This is a genomic window from Arthrobacter sp. NPDC058127 (genome assembly GCF_042884555.1).
Lineage (GTDB): Bacteria > Actinomycetota > Actinomycetes > Actinomycetales > Micrococcaceae > Arthrobacter.
Window position 1 is genome coordinate 145,585 of record NZ_JBHVTT010000001.1, and the last position, 15,376, is coordinate 160,960.

The window sequence follows — 15,376 nt, forward strand, 5'->3', positions numbered from 1 at the left end:
CGTGATCTCGTTTGACCTCAGTCAGTCGGATGTGGAGCTCTACACCGCGGCGCGTGAACTGCTCCTCACGGCCCACCACACGGAGAACCATCGTGTTGCCGCTGCCATGCGGGGCGCGTCGGGGGCGATCTACCTCGGCCTTCACATCGGTTCCAAACGAATCAACGTGTGTGCCGAATCCAGCGCCCTCGCCAACGCCCGGATTGCCCAGGAAGCATCGATCCAGTCGTCCGTTGCGGTCAGCATGGACGAACACGGCGAGCCCCAGGTCACCAATCCTTGCGGCGTTTGCCGGGAACTGATTCGTGACTACGGGGCCGAGGCAACCGTCCTGGTTGATGCCGGGGGAGAGGTTGGAACTGTCGGCCTAGCCGAACTCCTGCCGTATCCCTGGATGCGGGCCACCGAGACTGAATGGACCACCCAACCGCCGGAGGCCGGGACATTCGACCTCAGTCGTCAGCCACGGTGAGTGGTATTAAACGCGACGGCAAAGGCCGGGACTTTGAGTCCCGGCCTTTGCCGTCGGGCCGTTCCTTAGGAACTGTGGCCCTTAAGAACTATGGCCCTTGAAAACACTGGCCCTTATGCCGAGCGACGTTCCCCGCGACGTTCGCGCAGGATGTTCAGGCGGTCTTCGAGGATCTGCTCGAGCTCGGGAAGGCTGCGGCGTTCCAGCAGCATGTCCCAGTGCGTGCGGACGGCCTTCTCGTTGGTGTCAATGGGGCGTTCGCCATCAACCAGGAGCGCTTCCTTGCCCGTCTTGGAAACCCAGACAGGAGGGATCTCGGCTTCGGAGGAGAAGGTTACGAAGACCTGCTCTCCGTCCGCGCAGCGGTATTCAACCCGCTGACGCGGCGCCGGCTCCACACCGGATTCGGTTTCCATGCTCTGGGCGCCAAGACGCATGCCCCGCAGGCTGCGATCGCTCATGATTACTCCCTCTGTCTGTTCGCGGAACCATGCTCCGCGCTAGCCGGACGCCGCAACGGCGCCGCCCGGACTACTGTCTGCACACGTTGCATCACTAGATGAAACGCCTGACCAAGCGTTAATGTTCCGTTCGGACTGAACCGGCCGGACAAATACACCATTATACGCGGATCGAAGCGGACAGGACAAAGCGAAGGGGGACCGGCCAGAGAATTTGGCCGATCCCCCTTGGAAACTGTTCGTTACGCAGACGGTTCTTGCGTAGCTGGCGTTGATTGCGCGTGTCCGGAACTCACAGCCGCTGTGCCCGCCGGTGCAGGAACTTCGGCTGTCGGCTTCGCGGAATCGCTGAACAGGTCCGCAACGCCTGATCCACCATTGGTGCCACCCAGTGCGCCGCCGATGCCCTTGAGGGCCTCTCCGACCTCGCTGGGGATGATCCACAGCTTGTTGGATGAGCCCTCCGCGATCTTCGGCAGGGTCTGAAGGTACTGGTAGGCCAGCAGTTTTTGGTCCGGGTTGCCTTTGTGGATGGCGTCGAAGACCTTCTGAATGGCCTGCGCTTCGCCATCGGCGCGGAGGATGGCTGCCTTGGCGTCACCCTCTGCGGCGAGGATTGCTGCTTGCCGCTGGCCTTCGGCCGTCAGGATCTGCGATTGCTTGGTGCCTTCGGCGGTCAGAATCGCAGCACGCCGGTCGCGCTCGGCCCGCATCTGCTTCTCCATTGAGTCCTGGATAGAGTGCGGCGGGTCGATTGCCTTGAGTTCCACGCGCGAAACGCGGATTCCCCAGCGCCCGGTGGCTTCGTCCAAGACCCCGCGGAGCTGGCCGTTGATCTGGTCGCGTGAGGTGAGCGCTTCTTCAAGATTCAAGCCGCCCACGACGTTGCGGAGCGTGGTAGTGGTCAGCTGTTCAACAGCCTGGATGTAGTTGGCGATCTCGTAGGTCGCGGCCCGGGGATCCGTGACCTGGAAGTAGACCACGGTGTCGATCGAGACAACCAGGTTGTCCTCGGTAATCACCGGCTGCGGCGGGAAGGAAACCACTTGTTCGCGAAGATCCAACAGCGGCAGCAGACGGTCGACAAACGGGATCAGGATGGTGAGCCCGGGGTTGAGCGTGCGCTGGTACTTACCGAGGCGTTCTACGACGCCGGCGCGCGCTTGCGGAATGATCCTGATCGAGCGGACCAAAACGATAATCACGAATATGACGAGAACTAGCAGCACGATCGCGGCTGCAGTTCCTCCCAAGCTGTCCATACATCTCCTTCATTCCCCAGTTACGTATTTGATGCGGTTATGTGCGGCAATATGCCGATCGCTCGTCGTCGAACGCTCATCGTCGAACGCAGCGGCTTGAGCCATGACGGGACGCCGCTCAGTGCGGGCTGTTTTCCGCTGTCGAGGCGACTACCGCCGTCGCGCCGTCAATCCTGGTGACCTGCACGGTCTGGCCGGCGCCGATGGTCTCCGCCGCGCTGCGGGCGCTCCATACGTCGCCACCGATCTTGACCAGTCCCGCCGTCGCGCTGACGGGCTCCATGACGAGCGCCGATTGGCCGATCAAGCGGTCCACGTTGGTGCGTTGCTCGGCAGGACCCTTGTGCAAATGCTTCAGTGCGATAGGACGGACGAACGCAATCATCAGCAGGGACACGATGCAAAAGACAACGATCTGCAACCAGAGATCAGCTCCGGCGAAGTCAGCGACGAGGGCAGCCAGCGCGCCGGCCCCGAGCATGATGAAGAAGAAACTGAGCGTCAGCATCTCCACCACGGCAAATGCGAGAAACACCGTGAGCCAGAGAGCCCACCAGTTGCTGCCAAGCCACTCAAACATCGTTCCCCCTGTTTCCGGACTTGCCGCGGCAGCCGGCCTGATCCGGACTGCAGCGTCGGCAAGATCACAGTCGCTGTTTTTCCATCCTAGCCCGGTGCGAAGGTTCCCGTTAGGAGCCTTGCTCCCGTGCTGTGAAAACGCTGAGGGTGAACTTCGCGGTGGCCTTGACGGACGTTTCCACGGCCGTCGACGCCAGGAGGGCGGAGCGTTCGAGGTGGTGGCCTGCGGGTCCCATGAAGGCGACATCGGCAATGTCGCGCCCGTCGAGCTTGAGATCCACGTCGAGGTGAATGGTGTCCGCGGGAGTGAAGAACTCCTGCATGGACTCGGCAAGGCGCTCGTCTTTGCCCGGTTCAATACCCAACATCCCAGTCCGTTCCGCAATCTCCCCAAGGTGCCCGTTGCGCGGAGTCACGACGATCACGCGGCCGCCTGGACGGAGCACGCGGGCAAATTCCGGTGGATTCCGCGGCGCAAAGACCACGATGACCGCATCCACGGCATGGTCTGCGATCGGCAGTGGACGCCAGACATCCCATACGAGATTGACGGCGCCGGGATTCAACCGTGCGGCCCGGCGGAGGGCGAACTTGGAAATGTCGATGCCAATCGCTGCAACCGGCGTGCGGTCCAGCACTGTCCGTAGGTAGTGGCCGGTGCCGGTCCCCGAATCCAGGACCAGGGATCCCGGCGCCGATAGGACCGGTGCCGCCAGCTCCGCGATGGCCTCGGCGAGGGGAGCGTAATGGCCCGCGCCCAGGAAATCGTTGCGGGCCGCGACCATCTCTGCCGTGTCGGCCTCGAAGACCGTGCCCTTGCCCGTGAGCAGGTTGAAGTAGCCCTGTTTGGCGGCATCGAAACTGTGGCCGGCGACGCAACCGAGCGAAAACGGCGCAGCCGCGCTCAGTCCGAAAGGACCCCCGCAGACCGGGCAGCGCAGGGAAGGGACGGCGTCGGAAAGCATATGGACAATCCTACGGCTGCCGGAGTGGCACATATCCTCATGCCTTGACGGCCGTTAGGCTCACCAGCGTGAAAGCCGAACAACTCCCGCTGCTGAATTCCGTCTCTGCTCCCGCGACCCATCCCGATGGGACCCGCGCCGTCGTGTCCGTCACGCGGCCCGATTTCGACGCCGACGCCTACGTCGGCCAGCTCTGGAGTGTTCCTTTTGACCATGAGATCCGGCCCCGGCGGATCACCCGTGGCTTCCGGGACACCGCACCCGCATTCTCACCCGACGGCAGGGTGTTGGCGTTCCTTCGGGCGACGCCGGACGGCAAGCCGCAACTGCACGTGGTTGAGTCCGACGGCGGGGAACCGCAAGCGATCACGGAACAGAAATTGGGAGTCTCCGAGTTTTCCTGGGCGCCTGATTCGCGGATGATTGTGTTCTCCTCGCGCGTTCCTGAGGAAGGCCGTTACGGGACGGTTGACGGCGTCGGGGCGGGCAGCGAAGACCCACGGTTGATCACCGACAACCAATACAGGCTCAATGGGCTGGGTTACACCGCGGACAAGCCCGCGCAACTGTTCGTCGTCGAGGTCCCCGAGCCCGGAGCGGAACCTCCCGTGGTTCCTGTGGGGAGGGCGGCCAAAGCCAACGGAGCCGATGCGGCAGGCCTGGTGCCGCCGGCGGTGCAGTTGACGTTCGGCGAAGCCGACCACACCTCGCCGTCCTTCAGCCGCGACGGCGAGAGCGTCTACTTCGTCGCCTCGCTCCACGAAGGGCACGACGCCGACCTCGCCTCCGGTATCTATCGTGTCTCCGTCGCGGGCGGCGAGCCCAAAGCACTTCGTCCGGACGCCGCACGACAATCCGTCCAGGAAATCTGCGAGTCCGCGGACGGTGAATGGCTGTTCTTTGCGGCGCAGGACCTCGGCGACGACGGCCTGGACTTCGTCGCGAGAAACACGGCGCTGTACGCAATGCCGGTCCGGGGTGGCAAAGCAACGATGCTCAGCGACGTCGAAAACCAGGACATTGGCGGCCACCTCGAAGCCTTTGGAGCGGATGGGGTGCTCGCGCTCAACACCAGCCGTGGCAGCGTCCAGCTGATCCAATGGACACCCGCCGGCGAGGCCGAGGTCCTCGTCAAGGGTCCCCGCGTAGCGATCGGCGCTTCCGCAGTGGGAGACATCGTGGCTGTCGCATACAGCGACGCTTTCAGCAATGGCGAGCTCGGCGTTCTGGAGAAGGGTGAACTGCGAGTGCTCACGGACTTCGCCAAGGCGCTTCGGGACCAAGCGACAATCCTTGAACCGCATGAGTTCACCACCACCGGAACTGACGGCTACCCGGTCCATGGCTGGGTGGTCCTGCCAGAGGGGCCAGGCCCCCATCCAGTGCTGCTCACCATCCACGGCGGCCCTTTCGCCCAGTACACGGGGGCGTTCTTTGACGAAGCCCAGGTGTACGCCGAAGCGGGATACGCCGTGCTGATGTGCAACCCGCGCGGTTCTGCCGGGTACGGCCAAGCACACGGAGGGGCTATCAAGGAAAAGATGGGCACCGCGGACATGGCGGATGTGCTCGCCTTCCTGGATGGTGCACTCGAAGCCTTTCCTGCGATGGACAGGGAATCGATCGGAATCATGGGCGGGTCCTACGGCGGATATCTGACGGCCTGGGTCATCGGCCACGAACACCGCTTCAAGGCAGCCATTGTGGAGCGCGGATTCCTCGACCCGGTCAGCTTTGCCGGTTCCTCGGATATCGGATGGTTCTTCGGTGGCCAATACACGGGTGGCTCGCCGGAGCAGATGGCGGCCCAAAGCCCGATGGCCGTGGTGACCGCAGTCCGGACACCCACGCTGGTAATCCACAGCGAAAACGATCTTCGATGCCCGGTTGAACAAGGCCAGCGCTACTTCGCCGCCCTCAAGGCGCAGGGCGTGGGGACGGCGTTGCTCCTCTTCCCGGGTGAAGACCACGAACTATCGCGATCGGGCACGCCCCACCACAGGCGGCAGCGATTCGAGCAGATCCTCGCGTGGTGGGCAAGGCACCTGCCTTCGGCAGCAAACCCGCCGCGCGAATCCGGTTCAGCTACGGATTGAGGAATCCCAGTCCGCGGCGTGCCTCGTCGATTCCGGGGTACGCCCAATGGGCGGAGTACTCCCCATCGTTTGCGAGCGACCGCAGTTCGGCGCGGTCCAAATATAGTCCGCCGTGCAGGTGATCGGTTTCGTGCTGGACTATCCGGGCCTGCCATCCGGAGAATCCGGCCGAGGCTGCACTTCCGTCCGGACGCTGGTAGTGCAAACGAACATCGCGGTGGCGTGTGACCACGGCCTGGAATCCGCGCATCGACAAACAGCCTTCATAGAACGACGCCGTGGAAGTCCCCTCGGGCTCGTAGCCGGGATTCAGTATCGCGAAGAAGCCCAGCGGCGTCCTTTGCCGGATCTCCGAGGCAACAGGATCAACATCGAAATGGTCTTCAAGCACAGCCAGCTGCAAGGGGATGCCGAGCTGCGGCGCGGCGAGGCCCACTCCGGGAGCGGCATGCATGGCATCCCGCATGCGCTCGATCAGCTGCGCCAGTTCGGTGTCGTCGAGCTGGCCATCATAGGGCGCGGCCCGCTGGCGCAGCACGGGATGGCCGACCTGCACGATGGGAGGGAGCCCCTCGAGACCGAGCAGGGCCTGGACTGCGCTGCGGATTTCCGAGGCAGTAAACGTCGTGTCCGGGCCGGCAGCCAGGGGGCGGGTCTCAAAGTCCATGGATTGAGCTTAGTGTCAATGCATCGTGAATCTGCGGGCAACAAGCTCCGAGAACATCGGCAAGGTGATGGCGCGGCCGATCAAGGCGTTCCGTGCGCTGAGGACTTTCGGGGGCAAGGGACGCCCCAGCGCCATGTTCAGGCTGGCTTGCCAGATGGCTTTCTTCGCCGCGCGCTGCCGGTCCCGCTCGAAGCCTGCGAGTTCCTTGCCGGCAGGGACTTTCGCGGATGTGCGCAATGCTTCGCTGATGATCGGCGCCAGGGCAACGGCGTCCAACCAGCCCAGGTTCATCCCTTGGCCGCCGATCGGGCTGATCTCGTGTGCGGCATCGCCAAGCAGGGCGACCCGTCCGTGGACCATGCGGGAGACCATGCGAGAGGTGACGCCGAACGCGCTGATCATCGTATTGCTCGCGGAGTCCACCACGCTGCCGGTCCGTTTTTTGATGAGGTCGGCGAGCGCGTGGGGAGTGGGTTCCTGACACGGGGTGCCAAGCCGGACCACCCACCGGCGGATGCCGCCGGGCAGGGGAAAGGACTCCACGATTCCTCCGGGCTCAAGGAAAAGGACGGCGTTGTTGCCGTAGGTCGATTCATCCCGGAAATCGCCCATGACGTAGTAGTCGGGATAGGTGCGCAAGCGTGGCTCCAAACCCAGTCCCTCACGGACGGCGGAATGGACGCCGTCGGCGGCCACTACGAATCGGCCCAGAAACTCGGCCGGAGCTCCGTCTTGCTGCCCGCGCAAACGCAGGCGCCCGCCGTCGTCGACGACTTCCTCGACCTGCACCCCGCGGTGGAGGGCTCCCGGATCGAGGTCGGTCACCCTGGACTCCAGGGCGTGGGTGGTGAGGTATTGCGGAACGGAAAGGATGAAGGGGTACTCGGCCGAGGGACGGGCGAAGTCCATGTCGGCAACTTTCCGGCCGCCGCTGTACGCGGCACCATGGGTGATCCGGACCCCTGAAGAGACCAAGGGATGGGCGGCACCTATTGCGTCCAGAGCTGCCAGGGCGGGCGGATGGATTCCTATGGCACGGGTCTGGCGGCTCGACGTCGCGCGTCTTTCGAGAACTGCAACGCGGTGTCCGTTTTGTAGCAGCAGGGCTGCCATATATAGCCCGACAGGTCCGGCTCCGACCACCACGACGTCAAACATCGTGGACCTCCCCGGGCCGGTATACCAAGAGGTTGTGCCACAAGCCGCTCGGTTCTACCGTCCAGGTCGACGGAGTGGCGGCCCGGAGTTCCACTGCCGTGTAGCTGCGCCTGATGGACGTGAGGCCGTCACCGTGGATGTAGGAACCGATGCCGAGGGGCCAGGATCCTGCCCAGAAAAGTGCGTATGCCACACGGCTGCGCGTGAGGTCGTTGTGCAAGGCAATCCGGCGGCACAAGCGTTCGGAGTCGTGAAGGAACGAGGCGAGTTCCGGGGTGGTCAGGTGGTGCAGGACGTGGTTGGAAATAACGACGTCGAACGTGCGCCCTTCCGACACGAGCTCGGAACTCAAGGCCTTCCGGTAGCTTACGCCCTCCACTGACGGTGCGGAGTTCGCGAACTGGAAGGCGCGCTCGTCCGGGTCGATTCCGGTGACTTCCAGACGGTAACCGTCTGCTGCGGCCCGGCGCGCCAGGCTACGGGCAACGTCTCCACCGCCACAGCCGATGTCAAGGACCGTGGTGGGCGCCGCCGTCGTGAGCAAAGGCTTGATCCTTGAGCTGTAGGTATCCCGCCAGCCGGACACCACAGCGTTGACGATCGGAAACCGCGCGTAACTTCGGTTGAGCCGGTCAAGCTCGCAATCGGGGCGGTCCATGTCTTCAACGGCGGTCACATCCCGTGCGCCGAGAAAGCCGCCCAGGCGGGGGAGGGCCGGCATCACAGAGCCGGCATCACAGAGCCGGTGAAACCCGGGTGAAGAGCCCCGTCTCCACCGTGAGGCCGGGCCCGAATGCCATGGAACAGATGCGTTCCTCCCGCTCAGCCGGGGTTTGTCCCAGGATGTGTTTCAAGACGAAGAGCACGGTGGCGCTGCTCATGTTGCCATAGTCGCGGAGGACGTCACGGGCGGGAATCATCTGTTCTTCGGTGAGTTCAAGCTTCGACTCGACTTTGTCGAGGATGCTGCGGCCGCCGGGATGGATGGCCCAATGCGTAATGTCCCTGTAGGGGAGTCCGGCCAGGGAGGGGTCCCGGGCAAGCAGCGGTTCGAGCGCGCCGGTGATGTGCTCCTCGATGATGTGCGGCACGTACGTGCCGAGAACCATTTCGAAGCCTTCGTCGCCAATGTTCCAGGCCATGGCTTCTTCGCCGACCGGCGTCAGGACAGTCTCGAAGTGATCCAGCCTGATCACCGGGTCCGGCCGCTCAGGCTCACGGGAAGTCACGACGGCGGCCGCCGCGCCGTCCGCAAAGATGGCCGACCCCATGATGGTGTCCGGATCATTTGAGGTCCGGACGTGGAGCGAGCAAAGTTCCGCACAGATAACGAGGACGACGGCAGAGGGATCGGCCTGGCAGAACTGCCGGGCTGCGCGGAGCGCGGGGAACGCTGCGTAGCAACCCATGAAGCCAAGGTGATAGCGCTGCACGGCCGGACTCAGTCCGAGGGCCCTGACCACTTTGTAATCGGGGCCGGGATTGAAAAAACCCGTACAGGAAACGGTGATGACATGGGTTATGTCAAGTAAATCAATATCGGGACATTTCCCGACGGCGGCCTTGGCGGCCTCAATGAACAATTTGGTGGCTTCGACGGCAAATATCTCGTTTCGGACTTTGGTGCTGGGGCTAAGTACACGGCCTGTCGCGGGGTCAAAGAATGACGGATTCTCGGAGTGGTTGTCCAAGGACAATTCGGCCACTGCGGTGAATCGGGTGTCGATGGCTGCTGAATCAAAACAGGTTCGCACCAGTCTGGACCCGAGCCGTGTCAGGCCGGGTTGGGATGCAAAAACGTCGCGCGCCTGTGGTTGCACAAGCACTGTGGGCGGTACGGCAGTTTCCAGAGACCTCACGTAGACCGGCATGCTTCATTGTTGGCGACGAAGATGCCGTTGACAATGGCAGGGCGTGGAAATGTGGACGTTTTAGGGGTCCCGCCTGTTTTTCGGGAACCGGCGGACTCAACCGCATTCAGGGCCTCCAAAGCTTCTGCGACACAAAGTGAAGCGACGGGCCACTAGTTCTAATAGCAGCCCATTTGTCCGTTTGCCGAGTTCGCCGAGCGGCTGGACGGCAACAGGGCGGTCCTTAGTGCATTTGGGGAGGTGCGCAGGTATGCAGGGGGATCTGGATGTCGGGGGTGCGCGTGTCAAGGTGAAGCGGTTGCGCCTGCGTTTGGCTGAGCTTGATCGACAAGTGGGCGTGGTTGACCGATTGCTCGGCCAGGTCGTGAAGCTTGCTTTGGAGCTGTATCAGGCGAGGGCATGGACGGCCTTTGGCCTGAGTACGTGGGCTGAGTTGGTGGAGGCTGAGCGGCTGGTCCTTCCGAGCCTGGGAGGCAGCGCCCGGGTGAGTATCGCCATGGAGTTGGCGGCTGGAAATTTGTCGCTTCGTGCGATCGCACCGGTCCTGGGCGTATCCCACGAGACCGTGAAGACCCTCCTCGCAAAGGGCGTTGCAGCGGGTGGAACGCTGCCGTCCCTGAGATTGTCGCTGGACGGCAGAATGCGCCGCACTGCACCCGCAGTACCAATAGCAGGCGAACTGGTTCATTCGGATTCGAACTCGGACTCCAACGAGGGAATCTTCGATGTGGAGGGGTTTTTGGCCGATGTCGGCGCCTTGGACGTAGATCACGGTCCTTCCGACGCGGCTGTGCTGGCCGAACTCCAGCTGCGGGAGTTGATGGACTCTATCCGGAATATGGGATCGTCTGAGCTAGTCGTCCAGCGACTGCCCGAGGCGCATCCCGCACGACGACGCCGGCTGGCTGCCCAGTTCAACGCGGCCGCGGAACTGATGAGCGATGTTGCGAAGCAGTGGGGTGTCGCCGCATGAGTCCCGGAACCCATGGCCGGTTTTCGACGCCGGCCGAACGCGATGCCCTCCTGCGGGACCTCGTAGCCAGATGGCAGCGGGAAGGCCGGGACGGCCCTTCGGCCGGGCTGCTGTTCGGTTCGTTTCTTCCGGCGCTATTGTCCCGTTTCCAGCACGAGTTCCCCTCGATTGCCCCGGACGATGCACTGTTCTACGCCACGGAAGTTCTTTGCGACCGGGGGATACCTGTGGACGTCCCGGCTTGCGCGTGGCTGCTGACGGTTGTCCGCAACGGACTCCGGACCTGGACAGTCACCCAACGCCACTGGCTCTCAGAGCGAGATGTGCGGAACGGTGTGTGGGCAGACGTGAAGAAGAACCACGCCCTGGGGGAGGGGGCGCCGCTGGTGTCGGTGTACGGACATGAGTGCGAATGGCCCCAGATTCCGTTGGCCATTTCGCCAATGCCCGCCGGTTCATCGCCTCTCTGGGAGGAACTAAAGGCGTTGTTGATCAGGGCTGGCTGGGATCGCGACGTCGCAGAGCAGGGTCTGCAGGTGATCGAGCAAAGGGCATCCCGGCACATGGAGGAGATCTCCTTCGGATCAGAGCCGGGGGCCGCGCTCTCCCGCTTAGAAACGAACAGGGCCTTGAGCTGCGTACCCAGAGGCCATAAGAGGGCGCTCGTGGACTTCGTCTGCAGCGAACGCGGATATCTCTGGGGCCGTCTCCAGGGAATTTCCCCTGCCAATGCCCTTGCCCTGCCCGGGGTCCAGGAGGCGTTGGCTTCGCTGGTCTGGAACAAGGCGAGACCTAAGAACGCCAGAACCGGGAGCTACGCGTCACGTGGAATGCATTCGCGGGAGGACATCCCTGCATGACGGAGCCAACCCGGTCTGGACTGGAAGTGGTTCGTCATGGCCAGGGGATTGCGGTGGCCACGGTGTTGTTGGCGAACTGGGCTTGCCCCGCAATTGGCACGATGGGGCTGGCAAGGTCACAGGTGACGATCCGCAGTAGGTGTGGGCCGTCGGTGGCAAAGGTATTTGCGGGCAGGGACGTTTTGGCCAATGATTCCAAACCGATGATTTTGTATCTGCAGGAAACGCCGGCGTTGTCGGATACGTAGACGGGCATGCCCGGGGTCACCCGGACGAGGGAAGCCATTGGCGCGAGGGACCCATCCGGGAAGTTCACGTGCCCGGCCAGCAGGGTCGATCCCTTCGCGGCACACACAGCCGCCGAGCCTGTGTAGCGGGCAGCTTCGGAGGCATCCGGGACTACCAGGTAGCCGGAACCGTCACGGCCTTGGTCCACGAGCCCCACTTTGAGGTCCACGCCCGGGATCGAGAGCGTGTTAGGCCGAAGGCTGGGGATCGCGGCCTGGCCGGTGTAGGTGTCCGGTCCGGCGGAAGTAGGCGGCGCCAGCACAGGTGCCCGCGGAGTCGGCGGGGGAGCGGATGGCGCTGTGAAGGCCAAGATGCCTGCGGTGGCTCCGGCCACGCTACAGCTGACGACAGTGGTCAGTGCAACGTTGTTCCATCGGGCGCGGGGATAGCTGCAGGTTTTGATCATTGGATTGTCCTTGGGTGTGGGGCGGGGCACCCGGTGATCAGCATGGGTGGCTGGATCCGGGTGCCCCGCGTCAATCTGAGAGCTGGGTGCTTCTAGTCAGCATGTTCGTCCGCTGGGACGTTGTCCGTTTCAACTCCGCGGTTGTCGAAGCGTTTGCGGTACAACAGCCCTGCTCCTCCGAGGAGTGCCAGTGCGAAGGCGGTGACGCCTGTGATTAGCAGCGGCATGTTCGGCCCTGTTTCCTGCGCCGTGCCGGTGGTGGGCGCGAATCCGGTGTTGACCATCAGGGCCGGCTTGGCCGGGCTAACGGTGACGGCTTCGGGGAAGGCAATGACAGTTTCGTTCTTCTCGCCGCAGTTGCCCTTATGCAACTGCGCGGTGAATGGTTTCTTGCCCTCGCCCTTGTCGATCGTCAGCTTAAGTTCCTCTACGTATCCGTAGGTGCCTTTGTGGGCGATGGTGTGGCTCGGGTAGGTGATTTCACCGGCACCGGTGACGTCCTGGTCGGGGGAGGACCAGGACGGATTGGCGCAGACGGCCTGGGCGGATCCGTCGGTCGAGTCGTCAAACTTGTACTGGTTCACTTTGGTGGTGACTTTGATGCCGGTGCCGGAAGGGATGGTGCCCGAGATGATTCCGATGTCGTGAGCCACAAGCGGTACGGTGCCATTCTCGGAGGCTTTGGTGACAATCGAAGGTTTCTCGACTGGGACGGTTTCGTTGGGCAGCAGTTCCTTGCCGTCCCATGCCTTGGTGGACTCGGTACCGTCGATCTTCTCGGAGAAGTACAGGTTGGCTTTCAGGCCCCTGGCCCACTTCTCGGCGACGATCTTCTCCCATGGAACCTCGACGGCCGCGGTCCTGAATTCGCCGTTGCCCGTGACCTTCGTGGTGACGGTACCGATGACCTCGGCATCGGCCGGTGCAGTGTCGGAGCCGCCGGCAATCGGGGAGGCGGAGGTCAGGATCAGATCCGTTATCGCCGAGAGTGTCTTACCGGGCTCGTTGCCGGTCACGGTGATGATGTCGTGGACCTTGCCGTTTTCAATGGCCGATGCCTTGGTCACGACCTCGGGCTGGTATTTCTGGATCGTTTCCTCGTTCGGGTCGTTGAAACCAGCCGTCCAATCAGCACGAAAGTACTGCTGCAGTTCCGCGGGCTGGGCTGCCTTGGAGAAGCGGGCCACCGGGTAGTAATAGCCGGCCTTGTCCGCGTTTTTGTCAGCGGTCACCTTCACGTCACCCGGTCCCGTTGCGGTGCCCGTCCCAGAGGCGACCTTCACAGCGGTTGCAGGGACTTGGGCGGCAGGGGCGAGTTTGACGGGGCTGTAGTACCAGTCGATGTCGAAGCGGGCCGGGACGCGGCCGCCGTTCACGAACGCCCAGTCATTGGCGTTTCCCGTGGACGTGTTCACGTGCAGAACGTCCACCAGCGCCTGGCCGCCCTCGACAAACCGGCCAGCTGTGGAGGTTGCTACGGGCTGAAAATCGAAGATCACTTTGGCATCGGCCGATGTTCCCGCGACAGGTTGAGCCCCGCCGGCGACGAGAAGGTTCTGGAAGCCCGGCACAGAGTATGTGGTAGCCGACGACCCGGGTGCGTCGATCGTCAGCGTCACCGACACTGTTCCGTTTCCAGTAGCCGTGAAGCCGAGCCGATCTCCGGTACGGGCGTTGACTGCCTGTGAGTTCGTTCCTGCCCACACGGCGGGGCCGTTCAGGATGGCGCGGGCCGAGAAACCGTTCAACTTGTTCCCGGCTGCGGAAATCAGTTCCGTCGAGGTGACTATACCGCCGCGACCGTTCGCGTCCATCGAGAGTTTAGGTTGCGTGGAGTACGGACCGGAATTGGCCCGGGCGTCGGCGAGTATCGCCGCGGCCTGGGCACGGACACCGGGCAGTTGCGGATCAGCCGAGTCCCGGAGGTTGGGGTAGGGAGCCCCGATGCCGTTCCACGGCACGTTGAACCTCGGATCCGCGAGTTCGTGCGCCAGGTACGCCAAGGCGGGGTGGTTTGCAGGGTCGCCCTGGTACTTCTGGATCGCGTAGTTAAGCTGCGGGTTTCCGAGGGAACCCACCGCCCCGGACCCGGCTGGCCCGGCCGGGATCCCGACGTCGAAGCAGAAGGCCGTGGGACCCCCGGCGGCGCCGTTCAGGTTCAGGGAACCCAGCCACATCGACCAATCTCCAAACGCCCGGGGCGGCGGAGCCTGGACGATGATGCCCGATTGGTGCATGCCCGGCAGGTCAGTTGCGGCCTGCGCCGCAGGCGCGGCCAAGATGCCTCCGGTCCCGATAGCGGAGAGGACAAGGGCGCCGGCAGCTGCCAGGGCACCGGACTTGGCGAACGCCCGCCGGCCCCTTGTCTGTCCCGGCGGGTTTCCGGCGTCTGGTTCGAATCTTCCTTGACTCACTTATGTTCCCTTCTCTTCAAACGCGCCCATAGACGCGATGACCACGCTTTGGGTGGTCCTGTTTGTAGAGAGCCGGACAAATCGCAGTCCGAGAGAAGGGCTTGGCTTTCAAACTGTCAGGGCTTGTAAGAGACGCTTTCAGCGCCTTCAACTGTCAAGAACTTGACAGTTGAAACGGGCGGACAGGGCCAACGCGGGTTCGGTCACGCCCAGGGAGCGTCCGGGCTTTCGTTAAGGAAGTTCGCCGTTGCTCACCAATGGCGCATCTTTCCTCAAGGAGTTCGGCTAACGCGGCTTGTAGACGTCGGACCGGTGTTCGATGCGGAGAACATACAGGATGCGTTCTTCGATGTCGAGTGTGAACAGCACCCTGTAGTCGCCGCGCCGTGCGGTGCGGAGTCCGAGCAGTTCGTTCGTAAGGGGTTTGCTCAGTCGGTGGGGATTGTCGGCAAGTGCGCCGGTGACGAATTCGACGATCGCGGTTGCTGCTTTCTCCGGTAGCCGCCGGAAACCCTTCAGTGCCGGGCTGGTGACTTCGACGTTCCATGGGGCGGAACCAGTGGATTCTGCGTCGGTCACCGCGGCGGCAGCCCGAACTCGCGGCGGAGGTCTGCGCCGCTGGTCGTGTTGCCCTCGACGATGTCGCGCCGGGCCTGATCCAGGTCTTCGCGGATGCCCGGCTGTGACAACCAGTGGATGGTCTCCTGCAGGGATTCCAGGTCATCGGCGGACATCAGCACCGCTGACGGGTGCCCGTGACGGGTGATCTGGATGATCTCGTGCGTCCTGTCGGCTTCCTCCACGAGGGCGGACAGCTTGTCCTTGGCTTCGCTGAGCGGTACCGTTCTCATGCTGGAATTATAGCCTGATATCAGGCCATCAACTAGCCTGACTTTTAGCCGAT

The 15,376-nt window shown here is 63.3% G+C and carries 16 protein-coding genes; 4 read left to right on the forward strand and 12 right to left on the reverse strand.

Translation table 11 applies throughout. The features are described from left to right. Position 1 precedes the first annotated feature (1 nt). On the forward strand, positions 2-472 hold the full coding sequence (locus tag ACFVTG_RS00735; RefSeq protein WP_390277247.1) for a hypothetical protein: 471 nt from the start codon (positions 2-4) through the stop codon (positions 470-472). Between the two features lie 113 nt (positions 473-585). On the opposite strand, the gene ACFVTG_RS00740 is transcribed toward ACFVTG_RS00735, so the two are convergent. From ACFVTG_RS00740 to ACFVTG_RS00755, 4 genes are all read right to left on the reverse strand, one after another. Then, positions 586-933: an RNA polymerase-binding protein RbpA gene (locus tag ACFVTG_RS00740; protein ID WP_028267272.1), complete on the reverse strand. Its 348-nt coding sequence runs from the start codon at positions 931-933 to the stop codon at positions 586-588. Between the two features lie 242 nt (positions 934-1,175). Further along, positions 1,176-2,195: an SPFH domain-containing protein gene (locus tag ACFVTG_RS00745; protein ID WP_284754275.1), complete on the reverse strand. Its 1,020-nt coding sequence runs from the start codon at positions 2,193-2,195 to the stop codon at positions 1,176-1,178. 118 nt (positions 2,196-2,313) lie between these two features. After that, a complete protein-coding gene (locus tag ACFVTG_RS00750; RefSeq protein WP_284754277.1) occupies positions 2,314-2,775 on the reverse strand; it encodes an NfeD family protein in 462 nt (153 codons plus the stop codon). Between the two features lie 109 nt (positions 2,776-2,884). After that, on the reverse strand, positions 2,885-3,739 hold the full coding sequence (locus ACFVTG_RS00755; RefSeq protein ID WP_284754278.1) for a methyltransferase domain-containing protein: 855 nt from the start codon (positions 3,737-3,739) through the stop codon (positions 2,885-2,887). Between the two features lie 68 nt (positions 3,740-3,807). Here ACFVTG_RS00755 and ACFVTG_RS00760 point away from each other — a divergent pair, with 68 nt between their 5' ends. Continuing rightward, a complete protein-coding gene (locus ACFVTG_RS00760; RefSeq protein WP_390277251.1) occupies positions 3,808-5,835 on the forward strand; it encodes a S9 family peptidase in 2,028 nt (675 codons plus the stop codon). Here the strand turns inward: ACFVTG_RS00760 and ACFVTG_RS00765 are convergent. Genes ACFVTG_RS00765 through ACFVTG_RS00780 form a run of 4 tightly spaced genes read right to left on the reverse strand, consistent with a single transcriptional unit; the run spans position 5,825 to position 9,531 of the window. Continuing rightward, positions 5,825-6,502 carry a peptide deformylase gene (locus ACFVTG_RS00765; protein WP_390277253.1) on the reverse strand — a complete coding sequence of 226 codons (678 nt, stop codon included), beginning with the start codon at positions 6,500-6,502 and terminating at the stop codon, positions 5,825-5,827. The genes ACFVTG_RS00760 and ACFVTG_RS00765 overlap by 11 nt on opposite strands. A gap of 15 nt (positions 6,503-6,517) precedes the next feature. Continuing rightward, a complete protein-coding gene (locus tag ACFVTG_RS00770; protein ID WP_390277255.1) occupies positions 6,518-7,660 on the reverse strand; it encodes an FAD-dependent oxidoreductase in 1,143 nt (380 codons plus the stop codon). Continuing rightward, on the reverse strand, positions 7,653-8,381 hold the full coding sequence (locus ACFVTG_RS00775; protein WP_390277258.1) for a class I SAM-dependent methyltransferase: 729 nt from the start codon (positions 8,379-8,381) through the stop codon (positions 7,653-7,655). Before ACFVTG_RS00775 ends, ACFVTG_RS00770 begins: the two co-directional genes overlap by 8 nt. Before the next feature lie 13 nt (positions 8,382-8,394). Then, positions 8,395-9,531, reverse strand: a complete 1,137-nt coding sequence (locus ACFVTG_RS00780; RefSeq protein ID WP_390277259.1) for a type III polyketide synthase — start codon at positions 9,529-9,531, stop codon at positions 8,395-8,397. 250 nt (positions 9,532-9,781) lie between these two features. Between ACFVTG_RS00780 and ACFVTG_RS00785 the strand changes: the two genes are divergently transcribed. Then, the gene (locus ACFVTG_RS00785) at positions 9,782-10,504 is read left to right on the forward strand and encodes a hypothetical protein (RefSeq protein ID WP_390277262.1); all 723 of its coding nucleotides are present in this window, start codon (positions 9,782-9,784) and stop codon (positions 10,502-10,504) included. Beyond that, on the forward strand, positions 10,501-11,364 hold the full coding sequence (locus ACFVTG_RS00790) for a hypothetical protein (protein WP_390277264.1): 864 nt from the start codon (positions 10,501-10,503) through the stop codon (positions 11,362-11,364). Before ACFVTG_RS00785 ends, ACFVTG_RS00790 begins: the two co-directional genes overlap by 4 nt. Positions 11,365-11,398: 34 nt before the next feature. On the opposite strand, the gene ACFVTG_RS00795 is transcribed toward ACFVTG_RS00790, so the two are convergent. The 4 genes from ACFVTG_RS00795 to ACFVTG_RS00810 all read right to left on the reverse strand — a co-directional run bounded on the left by ACFVTG_RS00795 (position 11,399) and on the right by ACFVTG_RS00810 (position 15,323). Beyond that, the gene (locus ACFVTG_RS00795) at positions 11,399-12,058 is read right to left on the reverse strand and encodes a class F sortase (protein WP_390277266.1); all 660 of its coding nucleotides are present in this window, start codon (positions 12,056-12,058) and stop codon (positions 11,399-11,401) included. A 92-nt stretch (positions 12,059-12,150) separates the two neighbouring features. Beyond that, positions 12,151-14,472 carry a hypothetical protein gene (locus ACFVTG_RS00800; protein WP_390277268.1) on the reverse strand — a complete coding sequence of 774 codons (2,322 nt, stop codon included), beginning with the start codon at positions 14,470-14,472 and terminating at the stop codon, positions 12,151-12,153. A 285-nt stretch (positions 14,473-14,757) separates the two neighbouring features. Beyond that, entirely contained in the window at positions 14,758-15,051 is a 294-nt protein-coding gene (locus tag ACFVTG_RS00805; RefSeq protein ID WP_390277270.1) for a type II toxin-antitoxin system RelE/ParE family toxin, read from the reverse strand. Beyond that, positions 15,048-15,323 (reverse strand): type II toxin-antitoxin system Phd/YefM family antitoxin, encoded by a 276-nt coding sequence (locus tag ACFVTG_RS00810; protein ID WP_390277272.1) that lies wholly within the window; start codon positions 15,321-15,323, stop codon positions 15,048-15,050. The genes ACFVTG_RS00805 and ACFVTG_RS00810 overlap by 4 nt, the downstream gene beginning before the upstream one ends. Positions 15,324-15,376: the final 53 nt, after the last annotated feature.

What these genes read in the sequence shown, in the direction of transcription:
- ACFVTG_RS00795 (WP_390277266.1), bottom strand. Translation starts at nt 12,058, where the DNA reads ATGATCAAAACCTGCAGCTATCCCCGCGCCCGATGGAACAACGTTGCA.
- ACFVTG_RS00740 (WP_028267272.1), bottom strand. Translation starts at nt 933, where the DNA reads ATGAGCGATCGCAGCCTGCGGGGCATGCGTCTTGGCGCCCAGAGCATG.
- ACFVTG_RS00770 (WP_390277255.1), bottom strand. Translation starts at nt 7,660, where the DNA reads ATGTTTGACGTCGTGGTGGTCGGAGCCGGACCTGTCGGGCTATATATG.
- ACFVTG_RS00765 (WP_390277253.1), bottom strand. Translation starts at nt 6,502, where the DNA reads ATGGACTTTGAGACCCGCCCCCTGGCTGCCGGCCCGGACACGACGTTT.
- ACFVTG_RS00755 (WP_284754278.1), bottom strand. Translation starts at nt 3,739, where the DNA reads ATGCTTTCCGACGCCGTCCCTTCCCTGCGCTGCCCGGTCTGCGGGGGT.
- ACFVTG_RS00790 (WP_390277264.1), top strand. Translation starts at nt 10,501, where the DNA reads ATGAGTCCCGGAACCCATGGCCGGTTTTCGACGCCGGCCGAACGCGAT.
- ACFVTG_RS00775 (WP_390277258.1), bottom strand. Translation starts at nt 8,381, where the DNA reads ATGCCGGCCCTCCCCCGCCTGGGCGGCTTTCTCGGCGCACGGGATGTG.
- ACFVTG_RS00745 (WP_284754275.1), bottom strand. Translation starts at nt 2,195, where the DNA reads ATGGACAGCTTGGGAGGAACTGCAGCCGCGATCGTGCTGCTAGTTCTC.
- ACFVTG_RS00750 (WP_284754277.1), bottom strand. Translation starts at nt 2,775, where the DNA reads ATGTTTGAGTGGCTTGGCAGCAACTGGTGGGCTCTCTGGCTCACGGTG.
- ACFVTG_RS00785 (WP_390277262.1), top strand. Translation starts at nt 9,782, where the DNA reads ATGCAGGGGGATCTGGATGTCGGGGGTGCGCGTGTCAAGGTGAAGCGG.
- ACFVTG_RS00780 (WP_390277259.1), bottom strand. Translation starts at nt 9,531, where the DNA reads ATGCCGGTCTACGTGAGGTCTCTGGAAACTGCCGTACCGCCCACAGTG.
- ACFVTG_RS00810 (WP_390277272.1), bottom strand. Translation starts at nt 15,323, where the DNA reads ATGAGAACGGTACCGCTCAGCGAAGCCAAGGACAAGCTGTCCGCCCTC.